We start from the raw sequence: 22,234 nt of genomic DNA, 5'->3' as shown, positions 1-22,234 counted from the left end.
TATTCCTCAATCCTGCCACTTTTCCATATAGTCCGTCTGATACGCGACCCCTTTCCCTTCTGTGTCGAATGGTTTTCGAACCGCATAACACATCATAATTGGGGAGTTCTGAGGTAGCTTTCCCTTGAGGCGCGGGCGTACGCCTGTGACGTTGGGATTGGTCGTGGTTACCACTCTGTCAGAAAAATTTGGCAGCAGGGGCTGAAGGATCAGGCTCAACAGTTCATAACCCATGGCTTTTTCCCAAAACCCGTACACCATTTCGGGATTGATCTGATAAAATGAGTGATTGATCCAGTTATTGCACGGCGAATGCGCAATTAGGACACCACCCTTTTTCAGCATTTTATGGATATTGCGATAGGCCGTAGGCAACTCAAAAATGTGTTCACACGTGCCGCCGTCATAGATCACGTCAAAGCGTTCGTGCAAAGCAGGGTCCAGCTCTGCGCCAAGATCCTGTATGATGCTGGCATTTTCAAATTCAGAAAAGTCCAGAGAGTCGACCTGGTCGTATCCAAGCGCTTTGAAAAATTGCTCAGAATAGGCATCGTTCGGATTTTTCAGGTCCTCTTCAGATTTTCCGGGCAAATAGGTGCCAATCGTATCTGCCAGCAACTTGGCTGCCTTACCCTTGCGCGTTCCAATCCAACGCTGTCGCCCGAGCATGAGAAAGTGACCACCCAAGTTGTTGTTCTTGGTGACTTCGATCAATCGCGCAGCCAGCGTATCGGGTATAGCCATGATAATTAAGCCTGAGTTAGTTAGTTGAACAGCACCAATGCACAATCATGCTGCGGGTCGTGGGTTTACGGGTAACGTCTCTGGCCCGCTGTGCACAAGTTGTTTCTAGGGGCAGGATCCATTGATTTCGGCTGAGCGGCACGATTCAGGATGTGCCTCAAGCTTTGGGGTCTTTTTGACGAACATGGGCATACTGACGTCTGCTCTTGTTGAGAGACTGCCTATTTCCAAGGATACACTTCTGAAAACTGTGGACTTCTATCTGCGAGACACGGCTTCCCATCGTGATCTGGAAGAGATCACGGCCAAACACGGTTTGCAGACTGACCACTCGACTCTCAACAGGTGGATTGTAAACTACGCGTCGCTGATCTCAGCCCGAGCACAATTGATGAAAAGTCCAGCACAGAATTCCCTGAGAATTAATGTGACTTACCTAAGTTCGCGCGGCGAGTGAATGTAAATGTATTGCACGGTCGACAAAGTAGGAAATATCTGGGACGTCATGCTACCTGAGCGGAGCGATAACTCAACCGCGACAAGGTGTTTTTTCAAACAGCATCACGGGTAAGATCATAGTCGAAAAGAGCACGCGAATGCAGCTGGTATTCGAGTATTAAACAAGATCCTGAAGCAGTTCGGTTGCTCAGCAAAAGGATCGATTCTGATCACTCTACATTTTGCGACACAACGACTTGGCAGCAGCCCCGTCAGGGCCTGCTGCAGCATTTCTGTCTCAATGCATTGTCCCTTACGTCAACTATACCTAGAAACGCCTCACGTAAACTTGACAAAATCACTCTAGAATTTTACGCCGCTGCCAGAGCGTGCATTGCATGCTAAGAAGCAAGACCAAGTCACCGCCCCGGCGACGCACAGTCCAGCCAAAAAATGTGGGACAGCGAACCCGGGCAGAGGTGAAAACACCCAAGCCAGACCGGGAAAGCTTTTGTGTTTTGAACACATAATGCGCCGGCGTCGCCTGTCGGCGCCTGGAGACGGAATATGTCAACACGAAGCAAGGTTCTGGCGGCAGGGCCACTTGTGGTAACAGTAGGTTTGGCCGCGCAACCGCTGCAGGCTCAGACCGCAACAGACGAAGTCGTGCTGGAGCCGATCACCATAGAGGGTGGTCAGACCAGCGCACTGGATAACGTCGAAGGCTATGCGGCAGAGGCAGCTGTCAGCGCAACGCGCGGGCTTCCGGCAGACGTTGCAACAACACCGCGCGCGATCAGCGTCATCACCCCACAGCAGATCGACGACCAAGGTGCAACCACCATTGAAGAAGCGATCTCATATACACCCGGTGTAACCGCACAGACATTTGGCGTAGACGGTCGCTTCGACCAATTTGCCATTCGGGGTTTCGAAGTACAGAATTCAAACAGCTATCGCGATGGCATGCCATTGCGTCTTTATGGGTTTGCAGGTTGGCGGACAGAAACCTTTGGTCTTGAACGGATCGAAGTTCTGCGCGGTGCAACCTCAAGCCTGTATGGGGCAGGCCAACCAGGCGGGCTGGTCAACTCGATCACCAAACGTCCCAAATTTGAAAACAGCACTGAGCTTATGGCGCGTGCTTCGGCCTATGGCGGTGTCGAGCTTGGCGTCGATATCAATGCGGCTGCATCTGATGAACTGGCATATCGCTTTGTATTCCTGGGTGGGGAAACAGGCACCCAATATGACGAAACAGACCAGAGCCGCCTTTACTTTGCACCATCCGTTACCTGGAAACCGACGGACGCAACCAATCTGACGGTCTTTGCACAGTATCAGAAAGACAAGGTGCCGGATTCATACATTCTGGTTCCGCAATACGGGTCGCAATTGCCGAACCCCGTGCGCCACTACGGCAACGATTTCTATTCGAACAATCCTAGCCGCAACGATATAGAAACGACCCAGAATTACATTGGTTATGAATTCGATCATGCATTCGGCGATGGTTTCACCTTCCGGTCTCGTGCGCGGTATGCCGACAACGACTGGACCAACAACACCGGTTATGCTGCAGCCTTCTTTTCGTCAGCGATCCTTGCCGGTCGCCCGCCGGTTCCGAATGCGATTGACGCAGCGGTTTTGGTCAACTTCGATGTCGACAACAAGGCCAAGCAGGCGACATTCGACAACGCGATCTCGAGAGACTTCTCGTTTGGCAACGTGAATGCAACCATCATCGGTGGTCTGGACTACTATCAAAGTGACTATGACGGGACACAATCATACGCGTTTGGTGGCGTTAATCTGTTCCAAAACAACTCGATTATCACACCTCCGGGTATTCCAACCGGTACTTTGGTCACCAATTCGATTTCCCAAAACATCAAGCAAACAGGCCTGTATCTGCTTGGTAATTTTGAAATCGGAAGCAACCTGATTGTTGATGCGGGCCTGCGCCACGACTGGGTTGATATCAGCGGGACAGCCAGCACCGTGTCACCGCTGCCATTCGTTCCCAATACGACCACCGATCTGGACAACAAGCGGAACTTTACCAGCGGGAATCTGGCTGCGTCCTACAACCTTGATAACGGGTTGAGCTTCTACGGCTCGCTGGCGCGATCGTTTAACCTGCCTCCGGCTGGTGTCGATGTCGCGGGCAAGCAATTGGATGTCGAGCAAGCAAATTCCTGGGAGGTTGGTACGAAATTCCGTCCGCTGGGTACAAACTCTCTGTTGTCGGTCGCGTACTTCGACATCACCAAGAAGAACACACCTCAGGCCGTTGCCGGACGTCCCGGAGCGTTTGAACAGGTAGGCGAAGTCAAGTCGAAAGGGATCGAAGTCGAAGCAAACTATGCGTTCGGAAATGGCCTGTCGATTTTGGGTGCGTACAACTACATCGACGCGAAAATCACCAAGAACGCGACCAACCAAGGCAACCGACTGGCACGGATCCCGGAACATTCTGCCTCGTTGTGGCTGGCCTATGAGGTTGCTCAGGCACCCGGTCTGCGTCTGGGACTGGGCGCGCGCTATACCGGCGAGCGTTTCTCGGACAACGCCAATACAGCCGCTTTCAAAGTCGGCGGCGTGACGGTTTATGACGCCTCCTTGACCTATGAAAAGAACGGTTGGGTAACAACGCTGGCAGCCCGCAACCTCGCGAACAAGGAATACGTAAGCTACTGCCAGATCGACAACACCGGCATTCTCGCGCTGTTCCCCGCGATCAATGCGTCGCAGGCAGGCGGGTGCGCCTATGGCGCAGGTCGCTCGGTCGAGCTGACACTAAGCCGCCGATTCTAACTTTATCCCAACCCGGGCGGACATGATGCCGCCCGGGTCCTTCTTTCAAAGGTCCAAAGATGCTGCGAAAACTGTTGACCTGTTTTGTATTGGCACTCTGGCCCGTCGGGTCGAGTGCTGATTCATTTCCGGTCGAAATCGATCATAAGTACGGAACGACCCGGATCGAAAGCGAGCCGAAGAAGATCGTATCGCTCAGCTTTATTGGCCATGACTTTCTGCTTGCTTTGGGGCTTAAACCCTATGCGCTGCGAAAGTGGTACGGGACCGACCCCTATGGAGTCTGGGCCTGGGGGCACGAAGCCCTTGGCGATGCGCAACCCATAGTCATGCAGGGCGAAATCAATATCGAGCAGATCGCTGCCATGAAACCCGACCTGATTATGGGTCAATGGTCGGGCATGACTGAACGCGACTATTCGCTATTGTCACAAATCGCTCCAACCGTTCCGCCTGCTGCTGGGTATGGCGACCACGGTATGTCATGGCAGGAGATGCATCGCACTGTGGGGCTGGCAACTGGAAAATCTGCAGAGGCCGAGGCCCAGATCACGCGCCTGCAGGATCGGTTCCAGGAAATCCGTGACGCGCATCCAGATTGGCAGGGTGCCTCCTCGGTCATGGTTTGGGCGGGCCAAGCAGGCGCATATACAAACCGGGACATTCGTGGAAAATTTCTCGAGGACCTCGGATTTGTTGTACCAGAAGCTGTGAACAACCGCGGGGCGCTGGACATTTCATATGTCCTGATCCCGGCTGAAGACCTGTCACCGATCGATGTTGATGCGCTGGTGTGGATCGACGGGGGCAGTTCTGCATCGGCCCTGAACCGCATGCCACTGCGCCCAACCATGCGCGCCTACAAAGAAGGGCGCGAAGTTTACTCTGATCCGTTGCTGTCAGCAGCACTCTCGCATTCCAGCCCCCTGAGTCTGGATTACGCCCTGGATAAACTCGTCCCGCTGCTTGAGGCCGCGATGGATGGTGACCCGACAACCGTGGTTCCGTCCTCGCGCGATGCAGGCATTTTACCTGAGGAGTTCTGAGATGACGGCGCATATGACTTCCGTTCCCTCGGAAGCCCCCAACACCGACGCCCGAGGCATGTGGCTTGGCTTGTCGGTGTTGGGGCTGATTGTTTTGTCCGTATTTGCCCTGCGTTTTGGCCTGAGGCCGATAAGCTGGGGCAGCATCTGGTCAGCCTTCGCCGCATTTGAACCCCTGAACCCCGATCAGATAGTACTCCGCGAGATCCGGGCTCCAAGGCTGGTAGGGGCCGTTCTGGCCGGAGCCTCTCTGGGAATGGCCGGAGCGCTCATGCAGAGCATGACACGCAATCCGCTGGCGGACCCGGGCTTCTTGGGCGTGAATGCCGGTGCCTCTATGGGTGTCGTGCTTTGTGTTTTGGTGTTGGGTATCACGGATCCCGCCGCCTTTGTCTGGGTAGCACTCGGTGGCGCATTCATCGCTTCTCTTTTGGTGTTTTTGCTGGGTGGCGGCAATCAGGCGAACCCTGCACGACTGATCCTTGCCGGGGCTGCAGTTTCCGCATTGTTTCTGGCACTCAGCCGATCACTCCTCTTGGTCAGCCAGCAGACGCTGGACGTGTACCGGTTCTGGGTTCTTGGCGGCTTCGACGGCATCGACTTCGGAACAATCACCGCTCTGTTGCCCTTCTTTGCGGTCGGCATCGTCCTATCGTTGCTGGCAAGTCTTGTTCTGAACGCCCTGATGCTGGGTACGGATACCGCACGCAGTCTGGGCGTCCGGGTCGGCCTGGCCCAAATCCTGATCGGACTGGCAATCGTGATCCTGTGCGGCGCAACAGTTTCAATGGCTGGTCCAATCGCATTTGTCGGCCTGATTGTCCCTCATATCGCACGTTGGATCGCAGGTGCTGATATGCGCTGGATGCTGGTGTTTTCCGCCAGCATCGGAGCCGCGCTGATGGTTGCCGCTGACCTGCTGGGGCGGCTGCCCCTGTTTGGCGGCAACATGCAAGCCGGTGTCATGTCGGCCCTGATCGGTGGCCCGGTATTGATCTGGCTGGTGCGCCGCAACGGAGTTCGCAAGATATGATCCTTCGTCTGCCTTTCCTGTCGATGCAAGTGTCAGCACGAGCAATCACTGTTAGCCTATGCCTGGTTTCTCTGTTGATCGTTGCGCTTCTTTCTGCGCTTCACCTCGGAGCTTATCCCCTCAACATCTCGCAGATTGGCCAAGCCGTACTTGGTCATGCCGAGGGAATTCAGCGGATGATTGTTCTGGATCACCGGTTGCCCAGAATCCTGACCGCGATCGGAGCTGGCGCGGCGTTTGGTATTGCCGGGTCAATGTTCCAAACCATGCTGCGCAACCCGTTGGCTTCGCCAGACGTGATCGGGTTCAGCGCCGGGGCCAGCTGTGGTGCTCTGCTGGCCATAATCCTGACAGGCGGATTTGTTCTGTTTGGTGCTTTGATCGGCGGTATCGTGACCGCGTTGGTGGTGATCGGTCTTGCTTGGAAAGACGGCTTGCACCCCTATCGGCTGATCCTCGTTGGGATCGGAGCCAGTCTGACCCTCTCAGCCGGGGCTGATCTTCTTATGACCAAGCTGGACGCCCTAACCGCCGCAGAAATGGCAAAGTGGTTGGTCGGGTCACTTAACGCTCGCAATTGGGCGGATGTTCGGTTGATTTGGGTCGGGTTGGCCATCCTTTTGCCCCTGGCGCTTTGGCTGCAATTCCCTCTGACCCGGCTGTCGATGGCGGATGATATTGCAAATGGGCTGGGCGTTGCGCTGTCCCCTATGCGTCTTGCGATCACCGCGACAGCCGTCGCATTAGTGGCGCTTGCCGTCAGTGTCGCCGGGCCGCTGCCGTTTGTGGCTTTTGTGTCCGGCCCGATCTCCAGACGCCTTGTGCGCCAGGGTAAGCCAGCGCTGCTACAAGCCGCAATTGTCGGTGCGCTGGTGACTTTGCTGGCCGATATGGCGGCCCGCTCGGTTCCACTTGTTCATCTGCCAACCGGCGTCTTCACCGCCATCATCGGCGCGCCCGTCCTGATGTGGCTGCTGCTCGTCCAATTCAAAAAAGGGACACTTTAGACATGACCCAGCCTTGTCGCCTTTCGGCACGGGACATATCCGTCTCATTCGGCAAAACACCTGTGTTGAAAGAGCTGCATACCGACATACCGGACGGCAAGCTGACCGTAATTGTTGGACCTAATGCCTGTGGAAAGTCCACGCTCCTGCGATCTCTGGCCCGGCTGCAGCCGGTCAACAAGGGGCAGGTCGTTCTGGATGGCAAAGCCATTCATAAGCAGAACAGCCGATCCGTGGCACGGCGTCTGGCAATCCTGCCGCAGATGCCCACCGCGCCCGAAGGGTTATTAGTTCGCGACTTGGTTATCCGGGGACGTACCCCGCACCAATCCGCACTGAAGCAATGGTCACAAGAAGACGCGACTGCAGTTGAGACCGCGCTTGAGCAAACCGGCATGGTACACAATGCTGGTCGACCTCTTGAGGCCCTCTCTGGTGGTCAAAGACAACGGGCATGGATTGCGATGGCGTTGGCGCAGGATACCGACATCCTGCTGCTGGACGAGCCAACCACCTATCTCGACCTGCCGCACCAGATCGAACTGCTGACCTTGGTTCAGAAACTCAATCGCGAGACGGGGCGAACCGTGGCAATGGTTCTGCATGACATCAACCTTGCCGCCCGGTTCGCCGATCACATCATCGCGTTGAAAGATTGTCGCGTGCATCGCGCAGGATCTCCGGCAGAGGTGATCACCGAGGCGAATATGGACAGCGTCTTTGCTCTGCCCTGCACTGTGATCGCGGATCCAGTCCACGGCTCACCCCATGTCATTCCGGCCTGAGAGGAGATTCCTATGACAATCCGGCCCGACTTTTCACTGAATGCCGAAACACATGTTGCCGAACTGGACTTCAACACCATGCGGCAGATCATGCTGCACGAAGCGAAAGAACACGATCTGCCCGTTCTCGAAAACGAGGATACGCGGGTGACGCTGGAAACCCCGTTCGGCTGCTACTGTATTGAGGCTGCCAAAGGCGGTGTCACATTCAAAGTGACTGCAGCCAAGCAAGATTGGTTGTTCATGCTCAAAGAGCAACTGGTCGAACACCTGGCCCATTTCCTACCCGGCGTTGAAGAGAAAATTCGTTGGTCTGATGCGGATCAAGCTGGGGGTCTGCCACCCAATTTCCACTTTGCGACGGTTCAGGCCGTCACGCCGGTTGGCACGTCTTTTGTCCGGGTCCGGGTCAAAGCCCGCGGATTGTCCAGTTTTAAGGATGACGCCATCCACTTTCGCATCGTTCTGCCGCCCAAAGACTCTGAAAATGTCGAATGGCCTTACGTCTCCGAAAGCGGTGCAACGGTATGGCCAAAGGGAGACAAAGCCCTGCATCGCCCAGTTTATACGACGCGCTGGATCGACCATGCACAGGGGCTGATGGACTTCGACGTGTTCGTCCACGAAGGCGGTCGCGTGACGGAATGGGCCCGGAGTGTTGAGCTTGGCGCGCAGGTTGCTGTTGTAGGGCCAGGAGGGGGTGGGATTCCTGAAACCAATCGAATTCTGATGTTCGCAGATGAGACCGCCTTGCCCGCGATGGCGCGTATCCTTGAGGCTCTGCCTGCAGACACGTTAGGGCATGTAACAGCACTAACAGAAAACGGGGCCAACTGCGCCTATTCGCTGACGGCACCACCGGGTGTGTCGGTCACCTGGCTGGATCGGAACGACGAACACAGCCTGGCGGATATTGCCCTGACCGCCATGGAAGAGTTTCCGGACCACTTTCTGTGGTTTGCGTGCGAAAAGGCCGATGTCCAACGGGTACGGGCAGAATACAAGGCAAGGAATGGCGATTCAGCACGTGCCTATATCGCCGCTTATTGGAGCCAGCCGGGCACCACAGACTGAGCCACTTGAGCGGCAAGTGGCCACTGAGGCAATTGAAATTTACCAATGTTGACAAAATCATACGGGAATTCTACGGAATTATAAACCGGGTCTGCAGACCCGAGCCAGATTGCGCTTTCATGTACCGCAATTCAGCCAACTCACAGAAAACTCAATTGAAGCCGGCGGGATCTTGGTCCCTCGGCGTCTTGTGCTGACATCCGGGGTGATCTCGCCAGTCTCAGGTGACTCCGCCACCCCGAAACACACTTCGGCCTACTGGAGCCACTTATGAAAACCAACTCGATCATACTGGCTGCTTTCCTCGCCATTCCCGTTGCAGGTTTTGCCCAAAGCACGGCCGCACCGACAACACCGGAACTTCCGAGTTCGCTGCAAGCTCCGCCCCCGGTAGTGGCAAATCCTCAAGACACACCCGAAGGCGATGCGCCTGCACCGTTGGCTGGCAATCCAGCATCGGCATTGGAAGAACTACCTGCGGATTCCGCTCTTGAATCCGACATTTTAGAAGCTGACTCAGATATCCAAAGTGCGCAGGCTCAAATCCCGCAGGATGCAGACATTTGGCTGACTGCGCAGAATGCATCCGGCAAGGCAGCAGAATTCCTCAAGAACGGTGGACCGTCGATCTGGGCAATAGCCGCCCTGTCGGTCGTTACTCTGGCGCTGATACTGTGGAAGATCTGGCGTCTGGCCCTGATCGGGGCGTGGTCGCGTGGAAAAGCCGGGCAAGCTGTTGCGAAATTCGAAGCCGGCGACACCGAAGGCGCTTTGTCCACTGTCAGCGGCCGCAGAGGCATTCGCTCGAAAGTGGTGGCCCATGCCATCCGTTCGATCCGCAAACTGTCGGAAGACCGCGCAAGAGAAGAAACCGCCCGGGTCGCCAAGCGTGAGATTGCACAGGCAGGAACTGGCCTTCGGGCTCTGGAGCTGATTGCGACCATTGCACCGTTGCTGGGTCTTCTCGGAACCGTTCTGGGCATGATTGCTGCGTTTCAAGCTCTTCAGCAGGCTGGAAACCGCGCCGATCCTGCGCTGTTGGCCGGCGGCATCTGGGAAGCGCTTTTGACAACGGCTGCAGGTATGGCAGTTGCCATTCCCGCATCGGCAGCACTTACGTGGTTCGAAGCCGTGATCGACCGCATTCGCCGAGATGTCGAGGATGGAGCAACCCGGCTGTTTGTTTCCCAACAACCCGAAGAGATCAGACTGGCGGCGGAGTAGACGCATGCAATTCGCACCACCAGCCAGACCCCGGCGCAAACCAAGTCTCACGCCGATGATCGATGTGGTGTTTCTGCTGCTGGTCTTTTTCATGCTGGCATCGCGGTTTGGCGCGGACGCCATGCTACCGTTGCCGTTGGTTGGCTCAGGCGGTGAATACACCGGCCCGCCGCGCCTGATCGATGTATACCCGGATCGCATAACGCTTAACGGCATAGAAACCAACGATATTGCCCAATCGCTTGCACCGCTGATGCAATCTCCATCCGACATGCTGGTGCTGCGCGGCAAGGACAGTGCAACCCTGCAACGTATTGTAACGGTGACCGAAAACCTGCGGCAAGCCGGGTATGTTTCAGTGGTTTTGGTCGAGTGACATGATGGACTTTTCACCACCCCCGACCAGACAGCGATCTGAATCCATCGTTCCAATGATCAACGTGGTTTTTTTGCTGCTCATCTTTTTTCTGATGACCTCGAACCTGGCCAAACCTGAACCATTCGAAGTTACCCCGCCCCTTGCCGGTTCTGAAACGGAACCGCAAGTCGAACGCATCCTGTATGTCGACAAGTCTGGAAAAGTCTCATTTGAGGGGCATGAGGCCGAGGCGGCTCTGCAAGCACTCGTGAGCATCAGCGAGGCGGATCCGATCATTCAACTCCGTGCGGATGCTGAGCTGGAGGCGAACGTACTGGCCAAATTGTTGAAAGACCTCACATCCGCTGGTCTGAGCCGCGTTGAATTGATTGTGACTTCGCAATGAAACAAACGCTGGAGATCCTTGCATTTGTCGCCCTCGCCTTGATGGTGCATGTGCTGGCCTTTGCGCAGAGACCAGAGTCCAGCCAGCAATCCGGCGGTAGCGGTGGTGAAGCCATAGTGTCCATAAAGGCCGCCGCGGCCACTGTCGCTGAGATGGTCGAAACCTGGGAGCGTCCGCCTGTCACGGTGCCGAAAATTCAAACACCACTGACTGCACCGAGGGAACCGACCTCGTTGGCGACCACCATTCCGCAAATAGATACAAGCCCGGCCCCTCGTCCAGAAATGCGATTGGCGGCACCGCCACCAGACAGCCTGAATGATTTCAATCCGGACGCGATCCAACCGCCGCCTCCGCCCCCAATACCTGAACCCGAAATCAAGGTATCATCTGACACGCGGCCAAAGCCCCGACCGCCAGAGGCTAAGCCTGAGCAAGCCCAGAAAGCCAAGGCAACATCATCCGGTCGAAAAAAAGAGGTGGCAGCCGGGTCGGGCGGAGCGGCGCAGGCAGGGACAGGAAGTGCCAACGCGACTACGGGTAACCCGGGCCAGAACGCGAAGCTGCAGGCAGTATGGGGCGCGAAAATCCGGGCGCGTATCGACCGGAGCAAGCGCATTCCGCGCGGAACCAAAGCCAGCGGTGGAGTAACCATCGAGCTGCACGTATCACGCGATGGAAAGCTGTTAAGCCATGGCATCCGAAAATCTTCAGGCATCGCGGCTTTGGATGACGCTGCCCTGAAGGCAGTAACCCGTGCTGGGCGGTTCCCGAAAGCACCTAAAAACCTGCAGGGCAACAATTTTAGTTTTTCCGTTTTGATCAGGCTAGAACCGCGCTGAACGACAATCACCGTGAGGCTACGACAGCTTCGTGTAGAAAACAGCCGCCGTAAGAATACGGCGGCTGTATCGATTTAGATGGTGCAGAGCCGTCAGGTCAGAAAGTCACCGAGTATCCTGCCCAGAACCTGCGCCCTTCGGCTGCCACAGGAATATCCTGCCCGGTCAGTGGGTTTGTGCGAACCGAGCTGGCTGTCGGGTTCAACTGATTGGTGTCGAATAGGTTGTCGACGGCAAAGCTGAATTCGCCCAGACCAATCTGTTTCGCCAGACGCGCGTTGACCGTGGTTGTATCTTCGACAAGGGTGTAACCCTTGTTATCCCGCTTGCCGGTGTAGACAATCTCTCCCGCCACACGCAGGCCATTGTCAAAGACGTAATCACCATACAGCGTTGCTTTGACCGGTGCTGCGATACGGTTGTTGGGCAGCCAGCTGTCCACTTCGCCGTCGTTGTTGCTGTCGAAACGACCTTCGGTGAAGGATGCAGACAGTCCGACATTGAAGGCCGCATTCACTTGGTAGTCCGCGATGATCTCTCCGCCCCAGGTTTCCTCTTTCTGCTGCGTGATGGCGTTGGTGGCCGAATTAAACACCGTGCCCTCGTCCGATGTGGCGAAAAATGCCGACGCTTCGATACGGAACGCACCACCGGTATGACGGGCCCCGATCTCATAGGTGTCGACAATCTGAGCCTCGGGTCCGATCGCAGCATAGGATACGGTCTGACCAGGAACGAGAGGGTTAGATGCCATCGCACGACGGGTAAACGCGCCTACGTCCGGCAGAGAGAAACCCTGAGAGAAACCAGCGAATATCTCGGTACTCGGAGTCAGATGATAGACACCGCCGAAGTTAAAGACAGTCGCATCGTAGTCAAAGTTTCCGCCTGTGACGTTTACCGCTGGCAATGGGCGCGCACCCGCTGGCGTCAACTGGACGACGTCAGGACGAACGAAATTCTGAACCGACAGGTCGAAGCGTTCATAGCGAACACCCCCCGACAGATCGAACTTCTCACCAAGCGGAATGTCAAACTGCACAAAGGCGGCAATGCTGCGTTGATCCATTGGGGCAATGACTTCGGTCCCATCCAGCAATGCCTGATTGACATCGTCTTTGCCGATATCAACGCCCCAGGTCAGTTTCGCTCCGGACGCAAGCTGACTCAGGTCGCTGCGCACTGTGGTGCGAATACCATAAGTGGTTGTATCCAGACGGGTTTGCGCGTTGGGCTTTTGCCTTGGGTCAGTAGGTGAAACCGGATAGTACAGCGGGTTGGCAACACCAGCAGGTACAAAAGCCGCGGTTCGTTTATTGTCGGTGTAGTAGCCCTGAATCTCAAGCTCGCCAATTGCCAGATCGGAATTCAGATAGCGCAGCGTCAAAGCCTGTGTTTCATCCTTGATCGGCTGACCGGTATAGGGTTGAGCCGTATCAACGCTGACCGGATCAGTCAGATAATCAGTGAAGAAATCCGGGGTCTGTTTGAAGCGGTTAGCATCAAAGCGCAGGTCGAACCGATGCGAGCCCACTTCGTAATCAGCAGCCAGTCCCAGCGAGTAGATATCACTGTTATCCCCACCGCCTTGACCCACAAGCGGGTCCGACGGGAGCCGTCGCCCTGCCCCGTCAAAACGATCACCGATGCTTTCAGCACTCAGTTCAAGCCGCAGGCCGATATTGTCGACACGCTGATCATGAGCGGCAAAGATCTCATATCCCAACGAGTCTGATACGCTTTCTCCCTGTGCCGACAATCGGGTGAAGACTGTTGTTTGGGTGGCATCACCTGCTCGCTTGGTCACGATATTGATCGTACCGCCAGTAGCACCATTCCCGTATTGGGCATTCGATCCTTTGACGATCTCAATCCGTTCGACTGAATTGACATCAACTAAAGCCAGTTCGCGGTCGAAGCCCCGCAGTTCACTTGTGCGCGCCACCCCATCAATCAGAATCTGGATGTTTCGCCCGCGCAGCGTCTGGCTGGCCCCGGACACCGTGCCATTCGACACGCTGAGGCCGGGCACGAAATCCGACAATATCTGCTCGAGGGACTCACCCTGCAGGATACGCTGTTCGATATCGTTTGATGTAATGACCTGAACCGTACCCGGAATAGTCGAGGTGTCGGCATTGCTGCGATAGGCTGAGATTGTGATTGGCTCGAGCGTCAACAGATCTTCTTCGATCGCGCTGTCCTGCGCGATGGCTGGTGAAGCACTGAGCAAAGCGGTAAGGGCCGCGCTGGTTCGCAGCACGCGTTTCTGTCCCATCAGATTGTTCCTTTTGTGTGTGAGTTAATTCGGTGAGGGCACCCGGGTGGAAGAGTGATCCTGGGTGGGTGCAACCTGCCTGATCTGTGATTTCGAAAGAAGAACGAGGGCGATACCCCCCGTGACGAATGACAACGCACAAGCGAGCCAGAAAACAAAAGCGTATCCGAAGGCCTGCGCCACGACCCCAGCGGCCATTGAACCGACCATGTAGACAAGCAGGTTGGCGCTCGAGAGTATCGTAAAATTCGTTCCCGCCTGTGACAGCGACGAAACGCGCATGAACACGGTGAACAGGCCCACAATTTCCATATAACGGCTAAACGTGTTCAGCATGGACAGGCCTATCAACGCTTCGTACGGCAAACCGTACAAAGCGGCAGTTCCGTATAGCACGAAGATCAGTGTGCGACCGGCAATCAACACCGCGAAGAATGGTGCCAGCCCAAGGCGCTTGATCACGACCATGCCTAGATAGGCGCCCATCAGGCCTACGGCAGCAGCCGACCCGCCGGATATCAAGCCGATCAGGGACAGGGATAGGCCCGCGTCAACCAGAAAAGACTGCTCCAACGCTTTTATCAGCCCCTCAGGGAGCCTGAATATCACTGCAAATGCAAAAACCGCTAAAGCACCGGGTCGCGTGAAAAAATGGCGCAACCCGGGTTTCTGCTTTTCGCTTCCACCTTCTCGTTTTCCCAGTGCCTCTGGAACTATCACTGAAACCGCTACTGCCGCCAAAGAAAGTGCACCTGCGGTCAGGACCGCAGTTTGCCACCCGACGATGTCATACAGGAACAAGGTGCCGGATCCGCCAATCAAAACACCTGCGGCAACGGCACCGCTTTGAATAGCGTTTCCGCCCGACTGGTATCGCGGGGGCAGATGCTCGACCGCATATCCGTCGGTTGCAATGTCCTGCGTCGCCGAGGCAAACGCTGTTGTTAACAAAAGCGGAAAGAACAGGCTGATGTCCCGAACCGGGTCAAGCTGCGACAAGGCGATAATCGTCAGCAGAACAATTGACTGAGTGCCTATGATGACCCCCTTGCGCCCAATTCCTCGATAGCGCGACAGGCGGTCGATCAACGGTGCCCAAAGAGGTTTGATAACCCAGGGAAGCATCAGAATCCCCAGCCCGCCGATCAAGGACAGGTCTACACCGCGAGCCCGAAGGATCGGCGGCAACGCAGCGGCGACAAAATAGATCGGGATAGCCTGAGCCACGTAAAGCCCAACAAGCGTCAACCACACACGCGCATCAAGGCGATCCGGCGTCGGCGACTGGACCGTCTGGTTCGTTAGGAAAATCGTATTTAACCTGGACATTACTGACCGAACGCCTTGCTTGCAGGTGAAAACCGCGGCGAAACTAGACAGAATTACTCAGGTTTACAAGAAAAATGAGCTGTGGCTCATATTTTTGAATAAACGATTGTTTTATATGATAATTACGATCTCTTCTTGCCGTCTAATTCTGGGAAATCGAAGGCCAGCATCATCATTCGCTTACACCAACCCAGAATCCGCGTGCGGTTTGGCGAGTCGTCAGTCATGGCCAATACCTGCAAACAGGCTATGGTGATCTGATTCTGTAACAGAGCCAGCTCCTGCCCAAGCGCGGCGGGCGGGTGGCCGCTGATTTTCGCATGCAGCCCAACAATACGCTCAAGGATCTGCTGCAAATGTTGCGCCTCCAATTCGGCCAATTCGCGCGAACTGCCCATGGCTCGGCGCAATTGCCAATGCCCGCGCGAGTTAATCTCGGGATGACCGGCCAGTGCCACAAGAATTGCGTCGATGCATTCTTCTTTGGACAGTCCGTCCTGAAGCGCCTGCCCGGCCTCATCCAGCGCATTTAGCGTCTGAGCAAGCCAGCGTTTGAAAAGTTCATAAAAAATGGCCTCTTTGTTGGGAAAGAACTGATAGAGGCTGCCGATGCTAATATTTGCGCGTGCTGCGATCGCATTGGTGGTCACCCGGTCTGCAGGCCCTTCTTTTAACAAAGTCAGAGTCGTTTCCAGAATGGTCTCGACCTTCTTTTGTGACCGCAGTTGTTGAGCTGCTTTGCGCGGGGAAACAGAGGAATTCTGGGAATCTGGCATGATCTCAGCTAAAGAACGAATTTTGCTCAATTTTTGTAGCAGAGCGCGTTTCTTTCGGCCACTGCTATGAGCTTCTGTCGCGGTTGAATTCCCGGATTGTCCGGTTGAGCACATGTTCTTTTGCTGTATCAAGTCGGAAGCAAAACACAATCATGCTTTGTTCGAGGGACATGCAGTCTTGCCTAATGGAGTATCACGAAACTCCCAATGTGTTTGAACCCTTAAGTCTGATTATTTAAGCCGGAGACGCAGTCACATTTCTTGTAACGGATGCTGGTTATAACTCAGCCTCAAAGCGCGGAATGATCCCTGAATGCACCGCCCCATGGAATGTTGCGATTGACGAGGAACTGACAGTCGAGTTCACCGTCCCCGGTATATACGCGCACATATACGTACCGCACTAAGAATGGGACATGGTCGGGTTGATAATCGTAGGCGGCAATGTACCGAACTTAGCGGTAGCTATTACGCAGTAACCTGCTGTCACAGGGACAGCCCATTGTGGGCTAGCTGGCGTCCGATGATACAAGAGTTTTCCAACATCGAAGTGCCGGATCATAGCACCGAGGACATTGCCACAGCATTTCGGGATGCAGGGTTTGAAGTTTCGGTCAGTCGGTTCATGGCAAACGCCTTCATACCCTTGGAAGGGCCAAGCGCTTACTTCCCAACAGACGTGGATCGCCTTGAGGTCTATTCAAATTGGAAGCTTCTTTTCCGTTTCACGCGACTCTAGATGCCGAGGCGGACAAACCCGAAAACTGCTAAAGCGCTGAAGACCTGTTCCAAAAAATCTGTAACGCTACTTGATGAAACTATACCTTACTACTATTGTCAGGTTACGATGGTGGCACCTGAGAGTGTCAGAGTAATGAAACGGTCCCACGTGATGCAGGCAATCGGTTTCAAAATTGAAGAATACGCCTATACGCCTCCTGTTCCCACGATGTCGGAGCGGTCGCTGCGTATTATTGATCATCTTCGGATAGTGGCCCGCCGAAGCAGATCAGCCGCACGCGTTGATCTTGAGCAAGCTTGTGCACTGCTGCTGGCTGATCCTGCAGACGCAAAGATGCGCCATGCGGAAACGCTCATGCGCGGGTTCAGACAGGCTGTCTCAAATCGGCCGGTGTTTTATAGGCCTGGAACAACCGATCTTTCGTTTGACGAGGCATGGCTTGGACGTTTGTTCGAAGCTGTTGAACAGAATGATGACCACAGCTTTCGGTTTCTGATTCAATCACGCGTTCCGCGCTGGACACAACGAAACCTGGCCTTTCTAATCCGTTCAATTTCCGAGCAATTTCATCGGACTTAGAATTATTCTAAAAAGTACTTGGAAAAATTCCCTGATCCTCTAGATATGGAGAGGAGCGCTGTATTTGTTCCTCAAATCAGCATTGTAACAAGCAGGATCAAGGGAAGTATTATGACCCAAACAGCTATTGACCTCACCAAGGATTCCCGTGCGGCCATTGCAGACGCTTTGAACCAATCTGTCGCGGAAACAGCCGTGACAACCATGCTCGCCCAGAACTTTCACTGGAACGTAACCGGTATGGCGTTTGGCCCACTGCACGAGCTTTTCCAGAAGATCTACGAGGATCACTTCGTAGCACAGGATGATCTGGCCGAACGTGTAAAGGCCCTGGATGCGCATGCAGAAGGCACGCTGGCCGGCATGCTCAAACGATCCAAGGTAAGCGAACACGAAGGTGACGCTTCTGACAAGGAAATGATCAAGATCATGTTGGACGCTCAGGAAACTCTTGCATCAACCCTCGCGGGCTGTGGTGAGCTTGCGGCCGAACATGGCGATACACTAACCGAAGATCTGTGCATCAGCCGCGGTCAGACCCACGAGAAATTCGCGTGGTTCCTGCGCTCGCACCTGCGCTGACCTATTTGGCCAGAGTGATGTTTACTTTGGCCTTCTTCTTTTTCAGCTTTTTCAGATAGGCCGGTCCCCAATGGGTGTACCGGCCCATTTTTTCCTGCTGACAGATCAGCATCTGTATGAACGCCTCCTGCTGATCGGGTCGTTTGATCGATTTAAAAAGCTTCTTTTGGCTTTTTGTCATCGAACACCCGATGCAATGCCCCTCGCGGCGGAACTTGCAAACATCGATACAGGGTGACGGGACTTTTTTGCTCATCACTGATACTCGCTTATACGATTGGCTGAATCTGCGGCGTGTGGCTGGTTGATCAGAAGCTAATGGTCCAGTTCACTAATTTTGTCGAGCAGGCATTCCATTAATCCGGGTGTGTCACAACATTTAGTGTAATCAAAATCAATCTAAAGCAGCCAGCAGCTACTGGCTTCAATCTTTCGGTTTGTAATGTGCCATAAACATTGCGATGCAATCGTCCATTATCTCTTTGGGCGTAGGGTTTTCGCCAAGGAAGAACTCTGGCCAGAAGAAGAAGTTTTTAACTAGTGCAAGAAGCTGGTTGGTCGCGAAGACCGGGTCGGCCTGACGGATTACACCTGCATCCATGGCTTCGCTGATCAGCCTTGTTATCGGGTAGTCATGGGTTGCGGATTCAGTGAAGAACTGCCGGGATCGATCAAGGTCACGGATTAGTTCAGATATGACCATCCGGTTCAATCCGAGCGCGGTCTCTTCCGTGATCACCTCAATGTAGCGCCAAAGAGCGTCCTTCAATTGCTCGACGAAGTCGTGATCTGGGTCGTAGGGCACCGGCTCCATGCTCCAGTTGCGCTCGATCATGATCTCGGAAATCGCTTCGAACAGCGCCTCTTTGCTTTCGAAATGATTGTACAGCGTGCGACTTGATACGTTCGCATTCTTGGCGATCGTGGTCGTCTTAGCCCCCAGAAATCCTTGCTCTCGGAACTCCTCGATGGCCGCATCGATAATATATTTTCTTTTCTTTTCAGTGCGTTTCACGATTCTCATCTCAAAAAGTAAAAAGATGTGTTTACAAACACGTCCCACACTTCATAAGTAAACAGTGCAATTTACTTTTGCAAGGCAAGATGCCGGTCGACCCGAAAGGACCAAGAAGATGGCAACCCAAACCCTAACAGCCGGAAGAAACAAAGTAACCTTCAAATCCTTCGGAGTGGATTTGGTCGGAGACCTCTATCTTCCAAAAGGTTTTGATGAGACCAAGACATATAAAGCAATCGTGGGCGCCAGCCCGTTCCCTCAGGTCAAAGACCAAATTCCCGCAACCTATGGGCCGGAAATGGCTGCAAGAGGGTTCATCTACCTTGGCTTCGATTATCTGGGCATGGGTGAGTCACCTGCGCTTCCTGGAGAGTTCAAGCAATCGCGGTACATGTTCCGTTTGATTGAAAACACATGGGATGCGGTTTCCTATCTTGGAACCCTGTCCTTCGTTGATGAGATCTATGGCCTTGGCGTGTGCCAAGGGGGCTCGATTATCGCGTCGGCAGCCGTTACCGACCACCGCATCAAGAAGATCGCGATGGTTTCCGGCATGATGGCGGCCGATGGCTTCCAATGGGCCGATCGCGACATGGCCAATCAGCAGATCGCAGCTGCAAACGCGTCGATGCAGAAAATGTACGAAACCGGCGAGCCTGACTATGTTACCCCGTTCGGTCTCAACGATGAGCAATCACGGCAGGAGTTTATTGACCTGGGCGTGAATCCGATGGCCGGAGAGACCTATGACTATTACGGACGCGATGGGGTCAAAGGACCAAAGGCTGTATCGACCTACACCAACATGCATATCGGTGATCAAGGCATGCAGTCTCTGATTTCGATCGGTGAAGCTTATGCAGACAAGATCGTTCAGCCTTCTTTGGTGATCTACAGCAAGTCGGCTTTTACAGCGATCTGCTCGACCCAATTTGTCGAAAAGCTAACCAACGAGCATGAAGAACTGGCCTTCGATGAATTCAGCCATGTTGATTTCTACCACAAGCCAGATGCCGTCAAAGCGTCAACCGACGCTGTGGCGGAATTCTTCAACAAGTGAGTAAATTTGGTAAAGGTCACACTTGCACCTCTACCTTTTTAGGCAAACTTAAGCACCGGCGAGGCGGTACGGTTTCTCGAAAAACCTAAGGCACCGTGCCGTTTAGCGAAAGACCTGCTCATCAGTGGTGACATTCACTTTGCCACCACTGATGAGCGTGCTGAACAAAATCCCGGCTTCGACTCAGGCAGAGAACTTGCGTCGGAAATCTTTGGGCGTCATTCCAGTTGCCTGATGGAATTTTCGACCAAAGGCAGAGTGGTCAGCATACCCTGTGTCAAACGCAATTTGCTGGATTTGCTTTGTCGAATGGATCAGCTGATCTTTGGCTTTCTCTATCCTGATGGCTTGCACATAAGTCATCGGCGTCATGCCTGTCGCAGATGTAAAGCGTCGGATGAATGTTCGTTCTGCCAGCCCCGCTTGTTGGGCAAGATCATCCACCGAAAGACGCGACGCATAGTCACTTTCGATGGCCAATTGTGCCTTTCGAATTGCAGCATCCTGATGCGAAAGATCCGGTGTGAAACTGCGATAGCGCCGTTGATCCATGCGGCCCACGTCGACGACAAACCGGCGCGAGGTTTCGATCATCGCATCGCGGCCAACAAAGCGTTCAATGAGCGCCATAGACAGATCCACCCAGGCCATCATGCCTCCTGCAGTTGCCAGATCAGAATGTTCAATCAGGATCTGATCGACGTCCGTCGCAGCGCTGGGGAAGCGCTCGGCCATGAGGGCTTCTAATCCCCAATGGGTTGTCACAGGTCGATTGCCTATAACTCCCGCCTCTGCCAACCAAACCAATCCCACGCAAACCGAGCATACAAGCGCCCCGCGCGTATGTTCTTGTTTCAGAAATTTGGGAATGTCAGGCTGGGCTGAGACATCAACCTCCTGTCCCGCGGGCGGCAAGATATAAGCGTCATATCCGGGAACCACTGTGTCGGTGATGGTCACACGCAAAGAACGATACCCATCAAGACCTCCGGCAAAACTCAACATTTCTTCGATGCCGTGAACGGCTGAAGTCAAAGCGCCCCGGTATCTGACAATCGCAATACGTGATTGATCGGTCATAATGGCAGTTCATGCATAGTTTTTGTCTTCCATGCCAGTAGCTCAAAATCTGGGAAACAGCAAATTGGGATCCAGAAACATGAAAGGATCAGCCGATGAAAACTCCAGAGCTTACCCGCCGCACTTTCTCCACAGCTCTTCTTGGGGCCGCCACCATCGCCGGATTACCCAAGGCCGCCTTTGCAGCAGAAATCGCTACTTTGAAAATTGGCACAACAACCGTTTCGATGCTGTCCGACGGTCATTTCGAAATCCCATCCGCCTTCTTTCAGGGTGCCGACGGCGCGGCGATGACGTTGGCAGGTGACCCCATCGACATTGGGGCGACCGTCTGGTTGGTACATGACGGGGAGCGCACCATCCTTGTCGACACAGGCTCGGGTGCAGCCCTGTCCGAGATGTTCCCAACCGTTGGCAAACTGGACGCATTGTTTGCTGCTGAGGGAATTGGAAAAGACACGATCACCGACATCATCCTGACCCATATGCATGCCGATCACATCGGCGGTTTGATGGGGCCGGATGCGGGCGGGTTCCGGAATGCGACCATCCATGTCGCAGAGGCCGAATGGGCTTTCTGGACCAACCCGGACCTGCCAGCAGCCGCGCCGGATGCTGACAAGCCCATGATTGATCTGTTGCAATCCATCGCAGCCCCGCTTGCGGGTCGCATCAAGACCTATGCGAGTGAAGCGGATTTGGGTGGCGGTATCACATTAGTGCCGCTGGTTGGTCACACCCCAGGGCACAGCGGTGTGCGTATCTTGGCCGACAATGGCGAGGAATTGTTCATTGTTGGCGACGCCATCATCTCAGAAGCTCTTCAGTTCGCGAACCCAACAGTGCGCTATGCCCTCGATTCCGACCCGGAACAGGCGATTGCAACCCGAACAGAACTTCTTGGCCAGTTGGCCGACGATCAAACCATCTTCTCGGCCACCCATCTGAGTTACCCCGGAACCGGGCGTGTCACACGCATGGGCGACGGGTTTGACTTTGTTCCACTGACATGATGG

22 protein-coding genes are annotated in these 22,234 nt (G+C 54.5%); 15 read left to right on the top strand and 7 right to left on the bottom strand.

Annotated elements, in window-relative coordinates; all coding sequences use genetic code 11:
• Positions 1-6: 6 nt before the first annotated feature.
• Positions 7-789, bottom strand: coding sequence for a class I SAM-dependent methyltransferase (locus ACR0CW_RS14470; RefSeq protein ID WP_480788327.1), 783 nt, complete (start codon positions 787-789; stop codon positions 7-9).
• Between the two features lie 960 nt (positions 790-1,749).
• On the opposite strand from ACR0CW_RS14470, the gene ACR0CW_RS14465 reads away from it, so the two are divergent.
• The 10 genes from ACR0CW_RS14465 (at position 1,750) to ACR0CW_RS14420 (ending at position 11,774) form a co-directional block, all read left to right on the top strand.
• Positions 1,750-3,999: a TonB-dependent siderophore receptor gene (locus tag ACR0CW_RS14465; RefSeq protein ID WP_480788326.1), complete on the top strand. Its 2,250-nt coding sequence runs from the start codon at positions 1,750-1,752 to the stop codon at positions 3,997-3,999.
• Between the two features lie 59 nt (positions 4,000-4,058).
• Entirely contained in the window at positions 4,059-5,045 is a 987-nt protein-coding gene (locus tag ACR0CW_RS14460; RefSeq protein ID WP_480788325.1) for an iron-siderophore ABC transporter substrate-binding protein, read from the top strand.
• A 1-nt stretch (position 5,046) separates the two neighbouring features.
• The gene (locus ACR0CW_RS14455; protein ID WP_480788324.1) at positions 5,047-6,078 is read left to right on the top strand and encodes a FecCD family ABC transporter permease; all 1,032 of its coding nucleotides are present in this window, start codon (positions 5,047-5,049) and stop codon (positions 6,076-6,078) included.
• Positions 6,075-7,085 carry a FecCD family ABC transporter permease gene (locus ACR0CW_RS14450; RefSeq protein WP_480788323.1) on the top strand — a complete coding sequence of 337 codons (1,011 nt, stop codon included), beginning with the start codon at positions 6,075-6,077 and terminating at the stop codon, positions 7,083-7,085. The genes ACR0CW_RS14455 and ACR0CW_RS14450 overlap by 4 nt, the downstream gene beginning before the upstream one ends.
• A 2-nt stretch (positions 7,086-7,087) precedes the next feature.
• The gene (locus ACR0CW_RS14445; protein WP_480788322.1) at positions 7,088-7,870 is read left to right on the top strand and encodes an ABC transporter ATP-binding protein; all 783 of its coding nucleotides are present in this window, start codon (positions 7,088-7,090) and stop codon (positions 7,868-7,870) included.
• Positions 7,871-7,882: 12 nt separating this feature from the next.
• Entirely contained in the window at positions 7,883-8,944 is a 1,062-nt protein-coding gene (locus ACR0CW_RS14440; protein WP_480788321.1) for a siderophore-interacting protein, read from the top strand.
• Between the two features lie 270 nt (positions 8,945-9,214).
• On the top strand, positions 9,215-10,168 hold the full coding sequence (locus tag ACR0CW_RS14435; RefSeq protein WP_480788320.1) for a MotA/TolQ/ExbB proton channel family protein: 954 nt from the start codon (positions 9,215-9,217) through the stop codon (positions 10,166-10,168).
• Positions 10,169-10,172: 4 nt separating this feature from the next.
• Positions 10,173-10,544 (top strand): ExbD/TolR family protein, encoded by a 372-nt coding sequence (locus ACR0CW_RS14430; protein ID WP_155149305.1) that lies wholly within the window; start codon positions 10,173-10,175, stop codon positions 10,542-10,544.
• A complete protein-coding gene (locus ACR0CW_RS14425) occupies positions 10,519-10,932 on the top strand; it encodes an ExbD/TolR family protein (protein WP_480788319.1) in 414 nt (137 codons plus the stop codon). Before ACR0CW_RS14430 ends, ACR0CW_RS14425 begins: the two co-directional genes overlap by 26 nt.
• Positions 10,929-11,774, top strand: a complete 846-nt coding sequence (locus ACR0CW_RS14420; protein ID WP_480788318.1) for a TonB family protein — start codon at positions 10,929-10,931, stop codon at positions 11,772-11,774. The genes ACR0CW_RS14425 and ACR0CW_RS14420 overlap by 4 nt, the downstream gene beginning before the upstream one ends.
• Before the next feature lie 97 nt (positions 11,775-11,871).
• Here ACR0CW_RS14420 and ACR0CW_RS14415 read toward each other — a convergent pair whose 3' ends face one another.
• The 3 genes from ACR0CW_RS14415 to ACR0CW_RS14405 form a co-directional block, all read right to left on the bottom strand.
• A complete protein-coding gene (locus ACR0CW_RS14415) occupies positions 11,872-14,052 on the bottom strand; it encodes a TonB-dependent receptor (RefSeq protein WP_480788317.1) in 2,181 nt (726 codons plus the stop codon).
• Between the two features lie 24 nt (positions 14,053-14,076).
• Positions 14,077-15,381: an MFS transporter gene (locus ACR0CW_RS14410; RefSeq protein ID WP_480788316.1), complete on the bottom strand. Its 1,305-nt coding sequence runs from the start codon at positions 15,379-15,381 to the stop codon at positions 14,077-14,079.
• Between the two features lie 122 nt (positions 15,382-15,503).
• A complete protein-coding gene (locus ACR0CW_RS14405; RefSeq protein WP_480788315.1) occupies positions 15,504-16,157 on the bottom strand; it encodes a TetR/AcrR family transcriptional regulator in 654 nt (217 codons plus the stop codon).
• 523 nt (positions 16,158-16,680) lie between these two features.
• Here ACR0CW_RS14405 and ACR0CW_RS14400 point away from each other — a divergent pair.
• The 3 genes from ACR0CW_RS14400 (at position 16,681) to ACR0CW_RS14390 (ending at position 18,060) form a co-directional block, all read left to right on the top strand.
• Positions 16,681-16,896 carry a hypothetical protein gene (locus ACR0CW_RS14400; RefSeq protein ID WP_480788314.1) on the top strand — a complete coding sequence of 72 codons (216 nt, stop codon included), beginning with the start codon at positions 16,681-16,683 and terminating at the stop codon, positions 16,894-16,896.
• Positions 16,897-17,031: 135 nt separating this feature from the next.
• A complete protein-coding gene (locus ACR0CW_RS14395) occupies positions 17,032-17,478 on the top strand; it encodes a hypothetical protein (RefSeq protein ID WP_480788313.1) in 447 nt (148 codons plus the stop codon).
• 111 nt (positions 17,479-17,589) lie between these two features.
• On the top strand, positions 17,590-18,060 hold the full coding sequence (locus ACR0CW_RS14390; protein ID WP_155149316.1) for a Dps family protein: 471 nt from the start codon (positions 17,590-17,592) through the stop codon (positions 18,058-18,060).
• A gap of 1 nt (position 18,061) precedes the next feature.
• On the opposite strand, the gene ACR0CW_RS14385 is transcribed toward ACR0CW_RS14390, so the two are convergent.
• Both ACR0CW_RS14385 and ACR0CW_RS14380 read right to left on the bottom strand, forming a co-directional pair.
• Complete coding sequence (locus tag ACR0CW_RS14385; protein WP_155149318.1) at positions 18,062-18,316, bottom strand: DUF1289 domain-containing protein; 255 nt, start codon at positions 18,314-18,316, stop codon at positions 18,062-18,064.
• Between the two features lie 168 nt (positions 18,317-18,484).
• A complete protein-coding gene (locus ACR0CW_RS14380) occupies positions 18,485-19,075 on the bottom strand; it encodes a TetR/AcrR family transcriptional regulator (RefSeq protein WP_480788312.1) in 591 nt (196 codons plus the stop codon).
• A gap of 118 nt (positions 19,076-19,193) precedes the next feature.
• On the opposite strand from ACR0CW_RS14380, the gene ACR0CW_RS14375 reads away from it, so the two are divergent.
• Positions 19,194-20,138, top strand: a complete 945-nt coding sequence (locus ACR0CW_RS14375; protein WP_480788311.1) for an alpha/beta hydrolase — start codon at positions 19,194-19,196, stop codon at positions 20,136-20,138.
• 183 nt (positions 20,139-20,321) lie between these two features.
• On the opposite strand, the gene ACR0CW_RS14370 is transcribed toward ACR0CW_RS14375, so the two are convergent.
• Positions 20,322-21,218, bottom strand: coding sequence for a GlxA family transcriptional regulator (locus tag ACR0CW_RS14370; RefSeq protein WP_480788310.1), 897 nt, complete (start codon positions 21,216-21,218; stop codon positions 20,322-20,324).
• Positions 21,219-21,313: 95 nt separating this feature from the next.
• On the opposite strand from ACR0CW_RS14370, the gene ACR0CW_RS14365 reads away from it, so the two are divergent.
• On the top strand, positions 21,314-22,231 hold the full coding sequence (locus ACR0CW_RS14365; protein WP_480788309.1) for an MBL fold metallo-hydrolase: 918 nt from the start codon (positions 21,314-21,316) through the stop codon (positions 22,229-22,231).
• The last annotated feature ends 3 nt before the right edge of the window (positions 22,232-22,234 follow it).

It is taken from the genome of Ruegeria sp. CH6 (assembly GCF_056537005.1).
This window is presented reverse-complemented; position numbering and strand designations above follow the sequence as displayed.